The organism is Bifidobacterium sp. ESL0784, assembly GCF_029433295.1.
GTDB lineage: Bacteria > Actinomycetota > Actinomycetes > Actinomycetales > Bifidobacteriaceae > Bifidobacterium.
Map to the genome: position 1 here is coordinate 487,409 of NZ_JAQTHV010000003.1, position 21,977 is coordinate 509,385.

Below are 21,977 nucleotides of genomic sequence, written 5' to 3' on the forward strand. Positions count from 1 at the left end.
CTCACCTCCCCGATTCCGACACCACCATACATACTACGGGCACCGCTCGTCGCTATGCCTCAAGCGAGAGCACCGCTTGACGGGTTACGAAATCCAATCATACTGTCAGTAACCAGTCAATCCCGCTAGTTTTCGTATGCTTTTGCGCGTCAAAACGTACGTTTTCTTGCAGGATTGACCGGTTACCCGCAGGATAACCAACAATAACTTGGTACGAATAGCGGGACGAACCATGTTTTAGAAGATGAACAGGCCCCAGAACGCGAAGAACAGCAGGACACTGAACATCGCGGCGGCGACAAGCCAGAAGAAGACACGACCGAAACGCTTCGAAGCGAAAACCGGTTCACGGCCGCTGACCACCTCACGGATCGCGCCTTTTCGTGGCGGGAGCTGCGCCAGTCCGCGCACCTGCGCGACTTCGATGCAGCGGGCGAGAATGCGCGCCCACGCCCACACGACCAGAATCGAAACCACCTGGATGACCGGCCAGCTCCAATGCATCATGCCCGGGTTCTCCGTGGGCGCCCCGCCCCAGCCAAGCTTGACCACGGCCATGATGACCTGCCCAAGGCCGGCGGCGAAAAGCACGAACGTCGCCAGCGTCGTAAGCGTGACGGCAAAAAGTTCGCTGCCGAATCCGCGCATGAAGCCGAATACCCGATTGTGATCATGACGGATCAGACGCAACGCTTTGATTCCGCAGCCGACCAGCGCCATCAGCAGCGCCGCGAGGAGCAAAATCACCATACCGACATTGACGATAGAACCGTAAATGGTGAGGTTGCGGTCGGCTTTGAGTTCCAGCGGCACGGCGATGGACTGGCGGATGGTGGTGCCGGCGACCAGCTCGCTGGTCTGTTTGAGGTCGGCGGTGGTGCCCACAGCCCATGAGATGACGTCATTGATGTAATCATCGGCGAACGGCGTGCCGCTTTCCGCCTCGTCGCCCAGCCGCAAAACGTGGTTGGCCACGGAATAGCTACGCACCGTCACGTCCTGGTTGCCGGCGCGGTGAGCCGAATAAAGAATATGCTCCAGCCCTTCGACCTGCGCGGTCAACACATCTTTGGAACCGTAGACCACCATGGTCGGTACGGAGTAAGCCTCGGGCAGATCCATCGGGAAATCAAGGTTTTGAAGCCCCATCATCTGCGTATCGGTGTAGAAAAGCCGGCGGACGATGGACTGGTAGCCGTTGTTCGCCCCGACCAACGAGAAGTCCTGCGCGACGAAAAATCCCACGGACTGACGAGGTCCGTAAACCATCGGACTTAAAAGAAGTTGGAAGGCGATACGTTTGTCATACTTAATGACATAAGGCGAGATCCACGTGCTCTCGGAAGTAGCGTAAAGCCCGACCTTGTCCGGATTGACGTTGGACTGCCTGCGCAGATATTGAACGACCTGGTCGTAAGCCTTCGCGCTGCCCGGATAGTCGCGCGTCAAATCGCTGGTCGACCAGACAGGCTTGTCGAGCACGGCCGTGACGAAACCGGCCGAAGAAAGATCCGCAGCGGCATCACCGAAACTGTTTTCAGCGGTCCCATAACCTGCGCCGTGCATGAAAACAACACCGGGATGCCTTGCGCTCACCCCAGCCGGATCTTTTGGCGCCCGGATCAGGACATTGATACGCTGAACTTCGCCGGTGGAAGGCCGCTTGATATCCAAAGTGACCGTACGCGAGGAAACCTTGAAACTGTCGCGATGTGCCAACGGCAAACCCTTAGGGTTGTCGAAAGTGACGGCGGTGTCGGGCGAAAGCGTGGACACCGACTGCCCGGTGGGTTCCCTTTTCCATGAAACGCTGGTGAGGCTGGAAACCGTCACCAAAATGCCCAAAAGGACAATGAAGATGGGAATGGTCACCAAAAGACGACGGCCAAGTCCCCATGGTTCGTTGGGTTTGTTGCCCGAAACACTATCGGTGTTTTGGCTTTGAGCTCCGGAAACCTCGGTTTGGCAGGACAATTCATTGGACACAGTGCTCATGATAAGTGGCCCACGGCACAGCGTACGCTGCTGATGGAAGTGTCACTCACCGGTCTTCTGATCATCGCTTTTGCCGGCGCTGGGATCGGGGAACAAAATATTCGGGATCTCGGCATCGGGGCTGGCACTCGCAGCACCATTGTCAGCAATACCCTGAGACGGGGTGCTGAGCGTTGGCATCTGAGGATTAAACGCTGAGGTTTCGGCATTCTTGGATGTATTTTCAGCGGTACGCGCCATACTGGCCAAGGCAGCCAATGAGGAATTTGCATCGGCCGCGGTGTCTTGGACTGGCTGAGGAACATTGTTGCCCGTTGTTCCGACGCCATCTGGCAAATTGGGAATTACCGGAGCGGGTGTATTGGGAACCGCGGTATTGAAATCAAACGTGGAAGAGGAAGCCGCGCCAAAATCATTGGGCACAGTTTGGCTGTCCGTCTGGAACGCGTCAAAAGAACCCGAGGAAACAGTAGTCTGAGCATTTTGTGCAGGCTCCGTTGACTGCGTAGCCTGATAGAGAGGGACAGGCGATGGAGCTGATGGAATAGGCTGATCCGCGAATGGAACCGTGGCATTGTCATTGATCAACGGGCTGACAGAGGCATTGTCGGACACGGAAACAGGCTGTACCGGCGCAACAACAGGAACCGGCGCCGGAGCCGCAGACGGTTGGGCTGCTGCAGCTGCGGTAGCGTTCTTTTCGTTGTAATCCGTGATACGCGCATAGGATTCGATGCGGCTCAAAAGCTGGACGCAGGCATCAAGGTAATAATCGACCTGACGTTCGTCATAGCCGTGGTTGCCTTTGCGCTGGGTGAAAATGACATTGGCCACAGTGCTTGAGTTGAGATCGGCGAGATCCTTCGCCTCTTCACTGCTCAGAGACCTGACACCCAAATCGTCAGAGGCCTTGACGATAACCTGGTCGATCAGGCGATCAACCTGCTTGACATCGTAAGAAGGACGCTTCTTCTCCCCACGCATGAAACGGTCCTTATGGCTACGCTTGGCATGATTACTGACCATGCTATAAAGCTGTTGCGTGCGAGCCTGCCAAGCCACGTTGCCATCGCCGCCAATCTGACGGGCCGTCTCCTTGTCTACCACCGCATGCTCGAGCCGCGCCAGCGCGGCATCCACTTCGGCAATGACATAGCCACCCTTGGTAAAGGTAAATGCAGCACTCTGAATGTCCTGCTGAGTGAGCTCGCCATCATTCCTATCATACATTTCATGGGCACGCTCCAGGAAATCATTCACCTGATCAACGTCATAGCCCCACTTACGTTTTCCCGCATATTCTATTCCCGTTGAGCTTTGGTTGTTACCCGACTCTTCAGCCATCAGTTCTGCCTCCTGGTGATCTATGCATCTTTGCTAGTATACGTGGTCGTTACGACGCAATACGATTGCCTTCACGCAAAAAGCGTAAACGTCTATAAGCACACATTAATACCTCTTAACAAAATCGAACATCATAACTTTTCAAACGGCTTTTTGCGACAATTTGACTATAATCGTCTCAAACAGCGCGACCGCACTATACTCACAACATTTGCAAGACAACGACGAAACCTCGCAATATGTCAGTTGCCAACTGGGGCGAAGACCGTCAACGCCTCGGAAGGGATCAGAACCATAACGGCAACATTATCTTTGGACGCGCCTGAAACCACTTTCAAAATCGTTCTGCAACGACAAAAAGCCATGCAAACCCGCACCATGCGAAACCCGTCGGAGACTGCCGCCACACGGCAAAAATCCTAGCGTTCAACCGAACTATTCGAGATGAAGCGACTCGTCGGCCACGCTGAAATGCTCCCCAAGCTCGACCTGTGCCTGATCGCCTTGATGAAGAACCCTGCCGGCCACGGTGGTTCCGTTTGCAGAGCCCAAATCAGATACGGCAAACCGGCCGCCGCCGAGGTCGGTGACGCTAGCGTGGATGCGGCTGACATTGGTATTGCCGCCAACTCTCGCGGCACAGCGTTTGGAACGCCCGATCATCACCGTATTCACCGCCGTACATAGCCTGGACCCATCACTGTCACGCACCACCGCAAAAGATCGGGATGCAGCGGGCTGCTGAACAAAAGCGGAATTCGCAGGAGCCGTTTGGCCATTCATGCCATTCCGCCCGACCGCGGCGAACGTTGCCATATGGTTTGCCGCCTGCACCCTACCTGTTGAATCGGCTCCGGCCAGACCTGGATTTGAAGGCCTCAAAGCCCCGGACAGCGCACGGGTCCCGGAATCCAAGGGAGTTTGGGGCTCTGCGGGACGATCGGCCATCGTAACATCTGCTTTATTGTTTTCGGCATCGGCCTGATCGTGAGATTGCGGCAATTGGACCTGCGCGGAAGGCGGGTGTATAAGGCTCGGTCGAGTCTCACCGTCGGTATCGTGGGAGGAATCTGCCTGGCCGGAATTCCGATTTGTATGCATGTCGACGCCAATAGCGGTCTGAGCTGGAGAGTGAACTTGGGCTGGGCGCTGAGCCGGAGCTTGAGTTTGAGCTGACGTTTGAGTTTGAGATGGAACGTGGGATGAAGTCTGAGCTTGAGTTGGAGCCTGAGCCTGAGCTGAAGCCTGAGTTTGAGATGGAAGAGAGAACCCGGCAGATGAAGCCACGGACGCCTGCCTAGGGTCTGCGTAAGGCCGCCCAGACGCAGGCTGCAAGACGTCGGGACCATTTCCGCCGCCAGCCTGTTGCCCATTCGGGTAAGACTGTCCGAAAGGAGCCTGCCGACGAGCATCGTTCTGCAGGCCACTGCCGGCCTGACCATGTTGCGCATCGGATGCAAACGGATCGAACACGGCTTCCTGCGAACGACCTCGGGCTGAGAAATCCTGCGACGCCGAAGACTGCGCGCCCGCCATTCCCGAGGCGCCACCGAAATTGTTTGCAAGAAACTCGTTGAAATCGAACGCCGAAAACACACGGGAGCGCCGGACGAAATCCATCGTGCGTGCAGTGAGTTCCCGGTCGGCGGGCAGCACAAATTTCACCTTGCTCGAATCGGCAAGAAGCGCCAACAGAGCGAGTACCGACATCTGCTGAACAACAGGGGTCATCGGCAGGCAGCAAAACACCATTGCGTCATTGGCGACATACACGTTTTCCGGCTCGAAACGCAATATCTCCATCGGCAGGTTCGCCTTTGAGCACAGATCGCCGAGCCTGCCCAACGAGCGCAGCAGCGAGACATACTGCGATCGGGAGATGCCCATGCCCAGATATTCCTTGAGTGTGGGCAAACCGGTGATGTCGTAATAGAAAAGGTTGTTGTGACCCTTGACCTCGTATTTGAACCTGAGTAGAACCGGGGAAGGCCATGTCGCCAGCCATTCGGCACGTTCATAATCCAGGTTCTCGCCGCGCGTGGTATGGATGCTCAGCGTGCGCGCGCCGGTGTGACGGTCCTTGAGTTTCTTCTCTTTCACGCTATCCCTTTCAACGCACGAGCACAAGCACGCCCAACACGCACCTGCCATTGATACGATTTGACAGAATTATCTGAATAAAATCATTCTAATTCATTGGCGATAATTTCGATATCATGCTGGCGAAAGAATACAGACATCGCCAGCAAAAAGGAATCACTGTCGAGCAGACAGCCTTCATCACCGACTCCTTATACTTAAAACCACAACCAACAAAGACATCACCATCAGCGACTCACTTCGCTGCACATGCTGGCGGACCGTCCAGAAACTCACGGTCCCCGTACAACCATGACCAGAAACGACGCACCCACGCACACAGGCCACGCGACGGCAACGGAACCGCCATAGCCGCGATACGCTCACGGCACCAGGCCACGAACCCCTCCACATCAGAAACCACGCTCCGGTCCACCAACACACAACCATCCAGATCTGCGAACCGCACATCCGCCACAGCCGGGATGATATCAATCGACGCCTTTCCACCGGCCGACGGCGACAATACCACCGCATGCTCCGTCAGACGCACACAATCCAACTGCGACCAGGAAGCGCGCACCACACGACGCCGGCCCGCCGACCCCTCACGAGCATGCGCGCCGCGCACCCAACGCTCCAACACCACACCATCCGCATCGACCGTCAGCCGGCACGGAGTATTCCAACGCGAATCGAAATCATCGGCACGCCATTCAGCAAACACCCGCGTCAACTCCGCCGTGCTTGTACTCGGCACCGCAAACCAATCCGACACCGAACGAAACATCACATGCAACACCAACGAACAATCCAAACGTCCCCAACACAAGAACAAACACACCGCCATAATCCCAATAAGGCAAAGCACCGCCTTCCCCTCATCACCCGGAATATACAAAGTCCCGTTCCTCAGGAAACCCGCTAACAGCACCACGCCGAAAAACACTATGAACGGCAACAAGATGCGACGCACCCCACGCCCATACGCGTTCGACGCCTCAGTAAACTCGCCCCACATCGGACCAGTCAACATGAAATCAAATGACCGAGCAGCGGATGCAGACGAACTCGACGCACGGCCGCCCGATCCGACGGCATCTTGCGCGCGCACATGCCCGTCCGTCGGCAACCCCGCATTGCCAGAACCGCTCATCAGCACCCACTCCTTTCGGATAATACGGCATCCCGATCCGCCTGCCGCTCACGTTCCTGGTTGAGGCGCTCGCCCTCGGCCAGCCACTCCAGCTCCGGACGCATCAACGCCAACGCCTCCGACACCGCCGCGGGATCACGCACCCCACGACCCGCCAGACGCCTCGCACGCCGATACCGCCTCGACGCCTCACGCACACGCCCATGCACCCGCCAGCACACACGCCACACGCCAGACACACCCGAACGCGGCAACGCCACACCCTCACCGTCCCACTCAGGACGAAACGCCCAGTTCACCCCCACCATGTTCCACAACGCCGAATCACTGCGCCAATCCGCCACCGGCAGAAACACGAAACGACGCGTCACCACCGGCCACCGCCGCATGAACGCATACGGCGTACGCACCACCGTCCCGTCGGCCGCCACCTCCTCGCCGCCCAGCCCGCACAACGACGTCGACACTGAAACCGACAGCCCCCCCCGCGGATCCGCGCCCCCGGACACACGCAACCCATGGAACCGGAAAAACGAACGCGCCTCACCCGAACGAAACACAAACAGAAACGGCGGACGCACCAGACACCACACAAAAAAACAACCAATCAAAAAACCACCGGTCACCGGCCAAAACTCATCCTTGCTGACTTCCGCAGAAGAAGGCAGCCCGAAAAACAGCGGAATATAATACGTGAAAACCGCGGCAACCGAAAACCACCCGGCGCATACCGTGCCGATCAACCCCAGCTTGCGCATGTAGACACCGTTCTCCGCACGGAACAGCTCCCTGCGGTACCCCCAACCCAAAACGAAACGGACCCGACAGAACGGACGGGGAACCATCAACCGACCTGTCCGGCAAAAAACGCCCGCTCATCATTTGCCTCCATGCAATAGATCGTCAAAACCGTTCCTGAACCCGTTCTTCGCGTCCTTATACCACTGCTGTTTTTACCTTGATTCCATATCCAATCGACTGCCATACCTGCGCCTATTCCTCATCACATTCTCGTTTATTAGCACAGCATGCACCGCTCTTCACCGTTTGAGTATCCACTGGTTGACCATCCCGACACACAGGAGCGGGAAGAACCCGAACAGCCCCGCCATGCAGAACGCCTTCTCATCGCCATCAAGCAGCACGGCCAGCAGCAGCAAGCACACCAGCCCCACACCCGCCGAAAGCCAGCACGAAGCTTTCAGCCCCGAACGGCTACCCTCCGACAAGAAGCTCGAAATCTTGAAGTACCAATACCCGGATACCGCGATGAATACGGCCTGGACGACCAGCGAGACAGCCAGCAACGACACCGCGCGGTTGTCACCGGAAAAACCACCGTGCCCCATCCAAAGGAACCACACGCCCATCCCCAAAGCCAGCGCCGCCATACCGAACATCACAAACGAGAACTGACGCACCCTTCGGCGATAGGGCACATACCCATGCTCTTCGGCCGAGCCTCCGCGCTCAGCCTCGTCACTCCAGATCAGGCCATGCCCCGACTTGAGCACCGCCGCAGTATCCGGCATCGTTTTGGGACGCCTCACGCCCTCCGGCAAGTCCTCCCCGAACAGACGATCCCCGCCAAACAAAGCCACAGCCGAAACCAACAAACCCGGTAACACATAAGGAATATATGACTTGGAACCAGATATCCACGCAATAACCGCAAACACCGGAATCATGATCCCGCCATAACCGGCAACTCGAAACCAGTCATACCACCGATCCTTGGGCTTCCACGCAAGCAGTAAGAGCATGCTGCCCTCCAATCCAAGCAGCAAACCTTGAAGCATCCATTGCCACAAAACAGGCGAGTCTTTACCATCAAGAAACCCAATTGTCGAGTGATACAGAAGAAACACACATACCACCAAGCAAAAGACTCCATACAACCGGGCCTGTATACGGTAACGGACAACAGACGGACAGGGCTTCCTACCCTCATCCAAAAATCTCATAAAGCAGTCCTCTCTCCAAAGCCATTTATGTTCCCCGACACCACCCTTTCAGGGGAACAAACTCCACCGGCACCCAAACCCATATGTCAGGCTTCCATCTATCGGAATAGTACGTTCGCTATTGGTCTCACACAGGACGGAAACTTCTAGCGAGACTCTCGGCCATTACCGACTTTCTTCGTTAAAACCACGGTCAAAGACCATGCACAACCCCGTTCACTTGTTCGCCGCCCATGCCGGCGGGCCGTCCAGATACTTCCCGTCCGCATACAGCCACGACCACAACCCACGCCACCAACGACGCGGGCCACGCAACCGAGGCGACGCGGCCGCGATACGCTCCCGACACCAGGAGACGAACCCGTCCACATCAGGCACCACCCTCCGATCCACCAGCACACAACCGGACAAATCCGCGAACTTCGCATCCGCGATCGCCGGAATGATGTCCACACCAGACAGGCCGCCAGCCGACGGCGAGAGCACCACCGCCTCCTCCGTCAGCCGCACACACGCCAGATCCGACCACGAGACACGCATCTCACGCACCCCGCCCCGCACACGACGCAGTAGCACCACCCCGTCCTGGTCCGCCACCAGGCGGCACGGCGTCAGCCAACGCGCGTCGAACCGGTGCTCACGCCACGCCGACACCGTCTCCTTCGCCTGCCACGTATTCAACGCCGGCACATCGAACCACTCACACGCCGACCACAACACCGTATGCATCAACAACCAACACGAATACGACCGCGTACACGCCAACAAACCAATAGCACCGATGGCCGTCAAAAGAAGCATCTCGAACGGCGTGCACACAGAAAACCCCACCCACAAGGCCGCAAAACCACCGATGACCAAGAGGACGCCGATGAGACGTATCCCCCTGCCGTACGCGTTCGACGCCTGCGCGAACCTGCACCACATCGGCCCAGTCAACGTAAAATCAAACGACCAAGCACCCGACCGAGACGAATCCGAAGACTGGCCGACCGGCCCGACGGCACGCCACACGCCTACGAACTTATTCCCCGGCCTTCCAAGATCCTCAACGCCAGCCATCCGCTCCATCCCCCCCCCCAGGCACAGCCTCGTCGATTTTGGACCTGCCCATCACACCAGCATGACCTGGCTGCCATCCACCAGACCCGCACTCGACACGCTCGCCGCAGGATTGAGCAAACGGCCCGTCCCCGAATCCATGAACGCCACATCGCCACGGTCCACATACCGGCCCGGCTCACGGCCCGCCAGAATCGAGCCAGTCAACACCGCAGCCTCATGCACCGACATGTCCGACGGCACCCACACATCATACGACCGTCGCGTCGCCGGCAGCCACACATGCAACAACACCCTATCGCCCTGATCCGCCATCAACCCATCCTTCCAAAGAAAACGACACATCCTGTCACAAAGACAGACGCAGCAAAACCCCGAGCCGGAAAATCCGACACACTAAAGGTCACCAGTCATGGACCCACTTCTGCAACGCATTGACGACATTGTTCAGCGTCCTCTGAGCATCGCCGATAATGCCATTGTTGTCAATTTTCTGGTCGTTCAGCTCATTTATCTTGTCATGAATCTGGTCGTACACATTGTCAACCGCGTTCGTATACGAATCCGCATCACCATGCGCACTGCTCTTCTTATGTTCGAAATCCTCACGCCGGTCGCCTTGCCAGGTGCCACCTACGTCATACTTGTTAATCGAACGCGACAACCCCTTGCACGACTGATAGATGCCGTCGACTTGGCCGAGGGCCGTCTTCAGACGGGACAGCTGCTCGTCAATCTTTGCATTCGATGCCTTCGCGGACGCAATACACGACTGTGCGTTTGACCGCTGATTTTCCAGCTGTCTCCTACTCTGCGCCATCCCAATCAACTCCTTATGTTCATCAACCCAAATGAAAACGAGCCCTAGGCATTAAGCCTGGCCAACTTCGTCCGGACCATCCACTTCTTGAATATACCCCTCACGAATCAGATGCTTCACACTCGACAATGCCGCCCCGTGCTCAATCACATCCAACGCATACTTCCGCCGAATCACATCGGTCTCATCATCTGGCCGCACGTCGAACTCATGGGCACGACGATCAATCTCCTGCAAATCCCAAGCTCGGTAAGCCAGCAGAGGCACACGATTCGAATACGAGCCGACCTCCCCCGGCTGCATGAACAGGCCACCGTTCGGCCCCGCATACATCAACACGAATCCGGCACCATTCTCCTGTGCATCCATCAGGCACACCGCACCAGGCTTGGGCTTCCCTGCCGAATACCAGCGCCCGTCCAGATATTTGGAAAACAGGTCAGGTAGATTCCACGGCCGACCATCATAGGAATGGAACGTGCGGATCGCCTCAGGCCAGTCCATATAAGGATCATGCATCAGCAAATCGGCCAACAGTCTGAGGTTTCCCTCTCCCTTGACCGTCATCACAGGCGATGACACATTGCGATGCACGCCATACACCCCACACCCCTCCGACGAAGGCACAAACCGGTAGAAATTCTCCCGATCCACCGTTTCCTCACCCGTCTGCTCCAGACAATCCACGCCTTCGCCCGAACGATACAACACCCACCAACGTTGGCGGGCCACCGGGCTCAGGGCCCCGACCACAGCATTAAAATCCATATAGAACACCTCCAAAAATACAATTGGACCAAAACAACCGGGATAAGTTTTATAGGCCTACACTCCAAAGGCTGCTAAATTTTTCCCGCACGAAAAAGGCCACAATCTTCTCCGCATCTGGATTATCTTCGGAGCCCAAAGCACGGATACGATTCCACGCACACCGCAGGGTCCACGCAGCCTCCGCCATCGCAGATACCGCGTGGCGGTACACGGAATAGCCGTAAGCGGCACCATCCGGAGCCAGCACCTCATGCCGGCCAGGGATATTGCCATATTCGTAATAACCATCTCCACCATCCACGTACACCAGACGATACACCGGCAAGCCGTCGCGGCCCGTACCACCGCCGACCAGACACACCGCATGCCGTCTTAACGAACCGGACGACCACCATCGCGAATCTACGAACTCACCAACTACCTCAGGGACTTCCCAAGGCGTCATTGCCTCTCGTTTCAGTTTGTAAAGCCCCGAAGGCAACTCCGGCCACACTTGGCGGCAAGCCGCAAGTATCGATGGGTCACCGGTCTCATTGGGATCACCATGCTTCGCCAACACCAGATCGAACAACAGGCGCAGACCATCCAAAGTATCCACCTTCAGAAACGAATCATGATAACGACCGCGGTACCTGGCATCGAACCCTCCCTCAGTGAGATACACACAGAACATATTCTCCACCTGGAACCCCAATGGGCTCAACGACACGCCGGCGACACCCCCATTCAGCACATCCATATCCGCCTTCCACCCATACCGTCGCGCCACGGGATCCAACGCCGCAGCCACTTTTTTCGCATCTCCAGAATCCATACGTCACTCCTTTCAAAACGACCCACACACGCCATTGTTAGACATCAGGCAATACTCTTCCTATTTCAGGATTTTCCGGGCCCAGACTCGGACTCCGGAGGCGGCCCGACTACTATCTTCCCCTCCTCGTTGTAATGGACCTCTATCAGGCCCTTATTGGTATCTTCTTTCGAGAAATCTGCGACCAAATCATGAATGGAATCATATTCACGACCCGACATTTTCTCGCAGTTTTTATCAACCATATCAGCGACCGTATTCAGCTGATCTTCTGGCGTCACCTTGTCTGTTCCTAGTCTTGATAAATCTTCACCTGTATATCCTCCCTCATGTGGATCCTTGGGAACAATGACCTGTTCAGCTCCACCCGGATCACCGAAAGCTGGAGCCGCTTGTCCACGCAACGCTTTGAACTCATTGACCACAACGTAAAGATGACGGCTGCTTCTCTTGCTCCAAGGAGCAACGCTCCGCTCGTCGAGAGGCGCACCTTGATGGGCCGGATCATCCACTGTTGCCAGATATCCTCCGTCTTCCCCGCCAATTCGATCAAGCAGTTGTCCTCTTTCCATTACCTGTGTTTCGAGTTTCTCGCCCTTTCCGAGTTCGAAGCCCGCCTGACGTGGGTAATGGGCCTCCCCGGTGACTGGATCGATCCAATGCTGCTCCTTGATAGGATTACCATCAGGATCTCGCAGGATACTGCCATCAGCGTCAAGCTTGTAAGGCGCAGCCGGATCCTTTGGGTCAATCACCGAGTTGTACTGATACTCATACTTTTGATACTGCTCACCAGACGGTGGCTTATTCCACCATGCCATGCGTCTGGCATCCGCTTCGCTGGCACCCGCATCCCGCAAATCGGCATAATTATCCTGATGCCATGGCCTGTTCTCACCACTCGGATCCTGCAAAAGCGTGCCGCAGGAGTCGACGGGATGCCCATCGACCACCTTCACAAACGTATCAGCCGCTGCCACATGGCCGGCAGCTTGCGAAGAGGACGAACCACCTTCATCCTGACTGCCCGTTGCCGCCCAATCCTTACTGACGTTGTGATGAGAGGAATCTGCTGCCCCATCAATGATGCCATCATGCTCAGGTTGTTTGATACCATTCGCGTTGGTATTAGGTTTAGCGTCTTCGGCAACATCGCCCGCCTGGGTATTATCCTTACGCGTGTCATGAGAATCCGAAACCCCATGATGAACACCACCAGAGTTCTTACTTTCTCCGGACTTATTCGCATCCCCTTCGGAACCAATAGCAGACTTGGACTCCGTCTTCTCTGCAGAATGTGAGGATTTGTCCGATCTAGCCGACCTGTTCTCTTTACTGTATTCGGTATCCTTTGCTGCGCTATCTGCCTGATTGGACTTTATCGCATCGTCACCCTTTGCAACGCTATCCTCCTTGTCGGACTTTACTGTACCATCATCCTTCACGGAGGCATCGGCCGTGTGCGCATTGCCTTTCTCTGAACCATCGGCATGCTCCACCTTGTCATTCACATCTGCCTTGGTGTTGCCGCTGACGTCACCATTCGGTCTATTAGCACCGGCATTGGCAGCATCGGACCCGTTGGCATCCGTGGGTTTCACGTCATCGGGCTGGCCCATACCGCCATTCTTGACACCGTTGTCGTCAGTAGTAGGGTGCAGATCTGCTTGCGCACCACCATCGGCCAATTTGTTTGCAGTCTCATGGACAACACCGCCCTGGCCAACGGAAGCGGGACTCTTGGATTCAGAACCTTGTCTCGGTATGCTCCCTTCGTTGCTGGACTGTCCTGTGTCATGGGAAGATACGGCATTGTTGCGGGAATCCCCTACATTCGTCTGTCCTTGCTCTGGTCGGGCAGGATGCTCTGAAGATCTGTTGCTCGAAACAGGGGAAGCTGCATTATCACGATTCAATTTTCCATTATTATTCGATTTGTTCGTGGCATCTGTATTCCTTGATTCATCGGACTTATCAATTTTATCAAACTGAGATCGATCTGACTGAACGGCGCCGTTCCGAGATCCATTGCCGCCAACCGATGAATGCTTGCTCTCAGCTGATTCGGTACGTCGCTCATCTTTCGCCGTATCCGTCGGATCAGTCTGTCCGAAATGCTCAGTCCTCAACTGAGAATCAGATGAGGAACTATGCATCGCCTCACCCGTAGAATTCTTGGCCCTTTCTTGCCCTGCACTATCCCTATGAGCAGGAGCATCATGAGAAAATACAGTATCTTGATGTCCCGTACCTTTAATGGCAAAATTCTTTGCTGCGTCTTGATGAGAATACGCAGGAAGAAAAACGGCATCAAAAGCCCAATCTCGAATCTCATGCAAATCCTTACCGATTTGGTACGCCTTGATATCGGCTTCCGTTCCACGCACCGGACGGTCAGGGTCAACCCAAGCATGTTTGCCTTTGGATCCTTCCAAATCTTCGGTCGTATGATGGAACGTATCTTCATGGGGACCTTTCATGCCCTTCATACTGCCCTTCAGCCCAATTGCATTTTGGAATGCTGCGGATTCATACTGACTCGCTCCGAATTTTTCGAAGATCGCATCACTGGCCTCACCAAACAGTTTGCCTCCTGCATATCCCGCACCCTGCTCAAGCGCAACCCGCCCAAGGGCGAGGGCTTTGCCTCCAACAGTCGTACTCGCTCGGGCAAGATTGACAGCGCCACCTACTGGAGCAATAGCACAATCAACGGTATGGACCCAGAACGAAGCCGTATCATACGCCTTCTGATTGCCACCCATCAACCAGTCACGCACCGGGTTAATAACTTTAGTCGTCGCATCTCCTTTCGCACCGTAATACCATTTGCCAGCGCCCTCCGCCATTTCCGAAGCATCGAAAGCGCCTGCTAGCAAAGCACCCCCTACTGCGAGAACCACGGGAACGCCAGCACCACACGTCAGTACACACACGGCAACCGTGCCGACCAAAGCAAGTCCTCCCGCAATCAACTGCCATACACCATCTTTTTTCCGCTGTTCAGCCTCGGCAATCTTCTGACGAATCTCATCATTCTTTTCGACCGACTTCAATGCCGCCTGTATCACGGATTCGCTTTGAGAAACAACATCCACAGCAGAGCCAAGAGAACCGATAAGAGCCTGATATGCAGGCGACTCAAAAACGGAGCCGGGCACATATCCCACTCCTCCCGTGGGATGCGCGCCTTGCCCATCCAAGAACGACGATAATGACGACGCAAGATCACCGATACGTTTGGCGTTTTGCATGCTGTTCTGCTCATGCGCAGATACCTTATTATTTGTATCGTCCGCATTGGCCTGAGTCGTAGCCAACGAGTTATCCAAAGACGCCATCGACGGATTTGCAATCGAAATGATGTCCCTGATGGATGAAATCTGCGCCGCCAAAGAACCGGAAGCAGACTCGACCCCACCTTTGAAACTAGCCATTTGGCTACTGGCCGCTGACAAAGAGGCATCAGTGAGATGGAATGTCGCAGAACCATCAATGCCTGTATAACCCTGTTTATACTGTGATGCAATTGCCAAAGCCTCTGCAGCCAACGTCAGCAACGATTGGGAGGCAGCACCATGAACCTCAGAAAAATAGGCCTTTACGCTAGTAGCCAAGGCACCTGAAAAACCTTGGTTACCAGACAAGTTATCTATAGCGCTGGAGAGATTCTTCATAGCCTTCTCCAGATCATCCTCATACTTCGCGACGCTTTTCACCAAGGAATCGACATCTTTTGCGCTTACATTGAAGCTCATGACCTAACCTCCACGAAATCAAGAAAATGCAACACGGAATCGATGCACATCGCACCCACAAACAGCATCACAAAACACACCGCGATATAATCGCTGCCCGAACGCAGCACCACGTCCATCACCGCAACGAGAACCAACAGCACAAGCCCCACACGGCACGACCAGCGAACAACCTCGCGCCAAGCACGCGAACGCACACCCACGAACACCAAAGTCACCGCACCCGCCACTAGACATACCAGAGCCACCACGCCCAACGACACCAGCTCCACCATCCTGAACATAGACGAACCAGCAAGCACCGATACAGTCCCCAAGAAAACAGCCATGCATACATTCAGCACACCCATCGCTATCAGACAGCCCTTGGCGCGTGACGGCACCACCGGCACCACATTCCGTTTCCGATACATCGGACGCCGACCATCACGACGCTCTTCGCCTTGCTCTTCATGATTCTGATTGACCATCTCTATCTCCCTGCGAAGGAAGCGCTCACGGCTTCATCGCTATCCTGCAGCTGCTTTACCGCAGACTTCAAAACCTTGACATCAGCCGCCAGCAAGGCCCCATACTTCTTGCACACGTCGTTAACGTCCTTAAGCTGGCGTTTGAATTCGTTATAGCCATCGGCTGAACTTCCTCCCTCGAAAGGACTGAACTTATCAGGAAGCTTCACCACGACACCATTCAACGAACTCTCAATATCGGACAGCGATTCGTCATTCGCCTTGATTTCACCCATGATCAGACCTCCTGGTTTACGTCGACTGCAGACCTACCGGTTCCATCCGACTGCTCGGCATCTTGTACATCTTCCGGCGGGTTGCCGCGCGGCAAATCTATTTGGGCAATCGCGTCATTCGTCTTCTTCACGTATTCCCTGTCTTCCTCGTCGGAGAAACCCCGGCGGACAACCTCGACGATGCCCTCACGATTGAAATACGCCATGCGGTCGCCGACCAGCCCCTCAGGCCACAGGCAGCCGCCATAATCGAAATAACGCGGTCCGTCCGGGAAACCTACCTGCTCGCCCCGGGCGATCACCATCATCCGGCCGTCGATGCCCTTCACCCTGCACACCGAACCCAACGGCAAGAAATCCACACGCTCCATAACAACCGCTCCTTTTGTTAGTTCCTTCGTTTACTCGTCTCCACAAGCCAGAAGATTTACCTTCCTCGGCCCGCCATCCAGCACGACATAGCCCCACGGGGCCTTAACCTTCGGATCGACCCGTTCGCCGACACCATAGGTATGCTGCACACAGTTCTGTCCGTCAAGCCCGGCGCCGACCCACACGCCGTTCGACGACGAGGAATGAGCCGTGAACCACGAATCTGAGCCGTACATCGCATCATTCGGCGTATCGAACAGGACCACAGCGGCTCCCTTGCCATCAAGGGAAGTCAAGAAATCCGTTACCTTGGCTGTCTTGTCCGGCAAACCACGCAATAATAGACCCGACATTCCCGAAACAAACACCATTTTCATTGGCGACCGGTCAGAACTATCGCCCAACGCGCACAGGTAATCGAGCGCCGCACCGTCATCCTGCGTCTCGAACGAGCAACATCCGGGCAGATCGGCAAATTTCTTGCCAACATCCAACAACGCCAGATCACACTTCGGATTGGCAGACATAAAGCGCAACAACGCCCTGACGAAAGCAAGACCATCAGCTGTTCGGTTGAACACAACACGCTCGATTGGACGTTCACGGAAATCAAAGCCCGCGAGCGTCAAATCGCCCTCATACACGCCAAACGGGAAATCGACATCCTCGCCGCAATGCCCCGCTAAATACCCGGCATCCACTCTCTCAGGCATAACAGGAACTCCAACAGCGCTTCCGGAAACCTCCCCTGCCATGCCGGCGCAAGCGCGCTCCACATAGCCGTACTCGTCACCACCGCGACCCAGCACCTGCGCCCCTTGGAACAGGTACGTCACCTCGCCAAGACGAACCAGCCCCTGGCCGAAGCGGGAAGGGGCAACCACGCCTCGCATCGAGCCCAGAACCTCCATATACCCGTCCGGATCATCCAACGCGAATACCAGACGGCTCTTCAGATTCGACCTCAGCCGCCCACGAATCTCATTCGCCGTTCCTGCCACCACGATCAATGTCATTCCCACGCGCGGCATGTCCCTCGACAGACGCACCAGCCGGTCCATCAGCGTCTGCTCATACAGCTCTGTGAACGCCGCCACACCATTAAGCACGAACACCACCGAGGGCATGTCATCATGTTCCAAAACATACCGGTCGAATGAACCACCATATGGGGCCAGCCGCCCACGACGTTCAGTGACCATCGACTCCAACATGTCGAACAGCCGTAGCACCTTCTCGTCCTCACCATTGACCACCACATCACCTACCTGCGGAGCTCTGCGCAAGGCGCCCAACGCCTCGGAACCAAGGTCAAGAACGTAAATATTGCAATGCGATGCGTCATGTGTCTTCACCAAGTCGAACAGCATCGCGAGCAGCACCTGTTCTATTCCGGAATCCACACCGCCATACATCACAAGGTTTCCGCCTGCTGTCAACGGCTGCGAAAGCACGCGTTGCTCCTGATGCTCCGGATCGTCCAAAACACCGACAATTGGTTCCAAAATGTAATCAGAACCATCATGTTTTTCATCCTGCTCAGAATTTTCCGAAGCATGCCTGCCGATCCCAGTGTCATGCGTACTTTCCAAATCCTCAACTTTAACCAAAGCAGGAATGGGGTCAAGCCATAGCTGTCGCGCTTTGAGCCCTTCTGAACGCGCAACGTCACAAATATGCCCAAGCACTGCCACGAGTTCTGGCGTACTCGACTCGGCAAAAGCAGACCTTGATGCAGGATGCGCCGATGAAAGTTTCCGACCGGTATCCCCTATAAGCACTACAGCATCGTCCACTGGCTCCTCGTATTGTTCGGAAGAACGGTAAGGGCCACCCGAATATGCCGCTTGTCCCTCAGCGAAGAGCTCGTTGTAGCCTACAAGCAAGTAGAATCTTCCGGCCTGTGTCAATTCCGCCGCGTCTGGCCGCTGAATCATCTCTTTGGAATCAGCAGCATCAGAAACCTTCAAACTCACCTTGAACTTGGAATTGCTCCAAATCTGATCATTGACCACGCCACTTGGCTTCTGCGTCGCCAACACCAGATGCACACCCAGTGAACGACCGATACGAGCAGCCGAAACCAACTCGTCCAGAAATTCAGGTTCCTGCTGCTTCAACTCAGCGAACTCATCTGCCACAATGAACAGATGTGGGCAAGGCTCTTTAACTTTCCCCTCGTGATACATGCGAAGATAATCATAAATGTCAACATTGTCCCCACCGGCGGCCTCACGAGCTTCATTAAACAAAGCCTGGCGCCGCTTCAATTCACTTTGTATTGACACCATGCTGCGAGTGACAGCGGCACCATCGAGATTGGTGATGGTCCCTGCAAGATGAGGCAAACGATAACGATTGTTATCAAAAGCACCGGCCAAACCGCCGCCTTTATAATCAATCAATACGAACGCCGCTTCTTCAGGCGAGTATTGCACACACATCGACAGAATCCACGTAATAATGAACTCTGATTTTCCAGAACCGGTTGTGCCCGCAATCAAGCCATGCGGACCATGGAATTTTTCGTGGAGATTCAGATAGAAAGGTTCACCTTGCGGGTCCAACCCAATTCGTGCAGCCAACGTTTCAGAGGCCCTAGCCTCCTGCCAACGCTTCCGAACGTTTAGCTGCTCAACGTTACCTACCTTGTACATATCCATAAACCCGAGCGAATCGGGCAACGCCATATGAGACTCGGCAATATCCAAACGTGTTGAAGCCAACGCATGCGACAATTTCAGACATCCATCCGCTCCCATGGCTATGTCAGGAATGAATTTCACACCTGTACCAGTGCTGTCTGCGACGTTGGAGATAACACCTTCACTCTCTGAAAGCTCGATAATCGAAGTACACTGCTTTGGCAAATCCTTGCGTTCGGCGGACATGCACACCAACGTAAATCCGGGTGAAGGGTGGCGAGCCAAGTCATCGATGAACTCACTTTTCTCCATCAATTTCTTTGAAGTGCATAATACTACATAACAAGGTAACGGAATCGCCTTGTCTTCCTTCTTTTCTTCCCGACGTTGCTGTGCCACCTTTCCCAGCTCAAGAGAAAGTTCACTGGCCTCTTCCATTGAAGTTGCAAAATAACGAGCGCTTTTATCGTTCGAGAAGATATGGGGAAGCGCCTGTGCCCACGCCCATTGCTCGCGTTCATCGGGATTACAAATCAATACCAGCTTAACGTCCTCGTAAGAGTGCAAAGCCGCCAGCTGCGACACAAGACCAAAAAGAAACTGTTGTGCTGAAACCCCGCTGCCGCAAATGCCTATAACCGCGTTCTTTCGCAACTCGACCGAAACAGGCACTTCAGTGATATCTGTAGGCTCCTTCGCCAACTTGTAGACAACTTCAGAAAGGTCATCTTTTTCGATGGAGAAATGCTCGTCAGGATATTTGATTTCCGCGGCAAGTGGAAGCGTACCCACGCCAAGTCTCAGTTCAAGGAAATCGTCATGGGCAGGAGTCCGATCCATCATGCGAGGATCATGTCTAAGCGCCCGATTGACACATTCCTGCACCGAGATCCGATTCTCATGGAGAATTGCCTTCTGCGTCGCTGCCTCGTTCGCAATTTGTGCACGTACTTGATCGAGATATTCGGCATATCGTTGTCTACGCTTTTTCTCATCACCGGCAATTTGTTTGTTTTCCATATGCCGATTGATAATCGGCCATAAGATGCTGCCCGCAATCATGGAAACCGCCATTACCAACATGGGAATCGCGGTGAGTATCGATCCATTGGATTGCTGCATCCTCATAGCCATCACCGACCCGGAAACCAACGCTCCAAGCACCATGACCATCGAAGGTCCTATCTTGCTTGCAATGGAGGTCTTATCCGGTTTCTGCGCTGCAGGAGGGGCGTCAACGGTAAGTTTAAAAGGTTTGATATCACGTTTAAAACGCGGTGCAGGATAAAAATAATCTGCATCTTCGGTATCTTGCGACGGCTCCTCGCCATTGTCGGTATTCTGCTGAGGCGGTTCCCAATAGGCGGCAAGTGCAGGATTATTCTGTACTTTCAACGCATCAGGATGATTGTAGCTTAAAAACTTGAAACCAACAGTGATGATCAATCCCAGTATTTCTATGACATCCCCGGGATTCAATATTGCAGGGGAATTTGCCGGCACCCTTGCACCATTGACATAAGTGCCGTTCGCCGAATTCAAATCCGTAAGAACGAACTGGTTCTTCACAAATCTTATGCTCGCATGCTTAGTGGATACATATGGAGATTCATAAGCAAAGCTGCACTCCGGCGCTCTGCCGATAGTCACTGTTGTCTCCGCAACAAAGCCCGTAATGGTAAACGTCTTGTCATTTTCCGTGGCGTTACGAGCAATCACCGAAACCGGCATTGAGCCATCATCTATCGCATACGCGGAAGACTTCGAAGCTAGCAATACAGCAGTATCTGTCTGTCGTCCGGCGGAATCCACCATCCGACTCCCTTTTCTGGGCGACAACACCCATGAGCCATCGTGTGCCTCTACCCGGGCAACACGTTGCTCGCCATTTCGCAAGGGCACAGTTATCCATTGCATTCCCGATGCCTTATCAGCCAAGGTCAATGTATGAATCCTGTTATCTGCAAGAACAGTGAGCAGCATGTCAATCTCCGAAAATAGTCGCGATACGTATCAATGCTTGGGGAAGCAAAATACTTCCCCAAGCATGCTTTTGAAAACTTTCAGCCGCGGAATCCGTTGGCGATGGCGTTATCGGTATCGCTCAAAGTATTAGCCGTCTTATCAAGAGCAGCAGCAATTTCATTAATGAGGTCACGGGCCTGAATAAAGCCGGGCTTCAACTGCTGATAACGGTCATTATATGACCTACTCGCAGCGCCTTCCCATTCGCCCATCAATGTATGGAGCAGAGTATCCATATTATGGATTACATTGTTGACGTTGTCAGCTTCTTTACGATAATTACCGGCCTGAGCATGCATATCTTCCGGCGTAATTCGAATCTGTCCTGCCATTTTAATTTCCTTTCCTTGCCTCCCCCGGTTGGACCGGAAGAGCTTGCGCCGGATTTCGACGCAAAATCTTTGATGGTTATCCTTCCCGGCCGCCA

17 protein-coding genes are annotated in these 21,977 nt (G+C 54.7%); all 17 read right to left on the reverse strand.

Annotated features, from left to right (window positions below; genetic code table 11):
- Positions 1–237: 237 nt before the first annotated feature.
- Positions 238–1,875 (reverse strand): alpha/beta hydrolase, encoded by a 1,638-nt coding sequence (locus tag PT279_RS06500; protein WP_277166630.1) that lies wholly within the window; start codon positions 1,873–1,875, stop codon positions 238–240.
- Positions 1,876–2,037: 162 nt separating this feature from the next.
- Complete coding sequence (locus PT279_RS06505) at positions 2,038–3,339, reverse strand: DivIVA domain-containing protein (protein WP_277166567.1); 1,302 nt, start codon at positions 3,337–3,339, stop codon at positions 2,038–2,040.
- 435 nt (positions 3,340–3,774) lie between these two features.
- On the reverse strand, positions 3,775–5,439 hold the full coding sequence (locus tag PT279_RS06510; RefSeq protein WP_277166568.1) for an FHA domain-containing protein: 1,665 nt from the start codon (positions 5,437–5,439) through the stop codon (positions 3,775–3,777).
- A 235-nt stretch (positions 5,440–5,674) separates the two neighbouring features.
- Positions 5,675–6,574, reverse strand: coding sequence for a hypothetical protein (locus PT279_RS06515; RefSeq protein WP_277166569.1), 900 nt, complete (start codon positions 6,572–6,574; stop codon positions 5,675–5,677).
- Positions 6,574–7,332 (reverse strand): hypothetical protein, encoded by a 759-nt coding sequence (locus PT279_RS06520; protein ID WP_277166570.1) that lies wholly within the window; start codon positions 7,330–7,332, stop codon positions 6,574–6,576. The genes PT279_RS06515 and PT279_RS06520 overlap by 1 nt, the downstream gene beginning before the upstream one ends.
- Positions 7,333–7,614: 282 nt before the next feature.
- On the reverse strand, positions 7,615–8,337 hold the full coding sequence (locus PT279_RS06525; protein WP_277166571.1) for a hypothetical protein: 723 nt from the start codon (positions 8,335–8,337) through the stop codon (positions 7,615–7,617).
- Between the two features lie 417 nt (positions 8,338–8,754).
- Positions 8,755–9,600 carry a hypothetical protein gene (locus tag PT279_RS06530; RefSeq protein WP_277166572.1) on the reverse strand — a complete coding sequence of 282 codons (846 nt, stop codon included), beginning with the start codon at positions 9,598–9,600 and terminating at the stop codon, positions 8,755–8,757.
- Between the two features lie 51 nt (positions 9,601–9,651).
- Complete coding sequence (locus tag PT279_RS06535; RefSeq protein ID WP_277166573.1) at positions 9,652–9,945, reverse strand: hypothetical protein; 294 nt, start codon at positions 9,943–9,945, stop codon at positions 9,652–9,654.
- 58 nt (positions 9,946–10,003) lie between these two features.
- Entirely contained in the window at positions 10,004–10,420 is a 417-nt protein-coding gene (locus PT279_RS06540) for a DUF5082 family protein (RefSeq protein WP_277166574.1), read from the reverse strand.
- A gap of 51 nt (positions 10,421–10,471) precedes the next feature.
- Entirely contained in the window at positions 10,472–11,188 is a 717-nt protein-coding gene (locus PT279_RS06545; RefSeq protein WP_277166575.1) for a hypothetical protein, read from the reverse strand.
- Between the two features lie 49 nt (positions 11,189–11,237).
- A complete protein-coding gene (locus PT279_RS06550) occupies positions 11,238–12,005 on the reverse strand; it encodes a hypothetical protein (RefSeq protein WP_277166576.1) in 768 nt (255 codons plus the stop codon).
- A gap of 65 nt (positions 12,006–12,070) precedes the next feature.
- Positions 12,071–15,763: a TNT domain-containing protein gene (locus tag PT279_RS06555; RefSeq protein ID WP_277166577.1), complete on the reverse strand. Its 3,693-nt coding sequence runs from the start codon at positions 15,761–15,763 to the stop codon at positions 12,071–12,073.
- A complete protein-coding gene (locus tag PT279_RS06560) occupies positions 15,760–16,233 on the reverse strand; it encodes a hypothetical protein (protein WP_277166578.1) in 474 nt (157 codons plus the stop codon). The genes PT279_RS06555 and PT279_RS06560 overlap by 4 nt, the downstream gene beginning before the upstream one ends.
- Positions 16,234–16,235: 2 nt before the next feature.
- Complete coding sequence (locus tag PT279_RS06565) at positions 16,236–16,508, reverse strand: DUF5344 family protein (protein ID WP_277166579.1); 273 nt, start codon at positions 16,506–16,508, stop codon at positions 16,236–16,238.
- Positions 16,509–16,510: 2 nt separating this feature from the next.
- The gene (locus tag PT279_RS06570; protein ID WP_277166580.1) at positions 16,511–16,879 is read right to left on the reverse strand and encodes a DUF4176 domain-containing protein; all 369 of its coding nucleotides are present in this window, start codon (positions 16,877–16,879) and stop codon (positions 16,511–16,513) included.
- 30 nt (positions 16,880–16,909) lie between these two features.
- Complete coding sequence (gene essC / locus PT279_RS06575; protein WP_277166581.1) at positions 16,910–21,508, reverse strand: type VII secretion protein EssC; 4,599 nt, start codon at positions 21,506–21,508, stop codon at positions 16,910–16,912.
- An 80-nt stretch (positions 21,509–21,588) separates the two neighbouring features.
- Positions 21,589–21,882: a WXG100 family type VII secretion target gene (locus PT279_RS06580; protein ID WP_277166582.1), complete on the reverse strand. Its 294-nt coding sequence runs from the start codon at positions 21,880–21,882 to the stop codon at positions 21,589–21,591.
- Between the last annotated feature and the right edge of the window lie 95 nt (positions 21,883–21,977).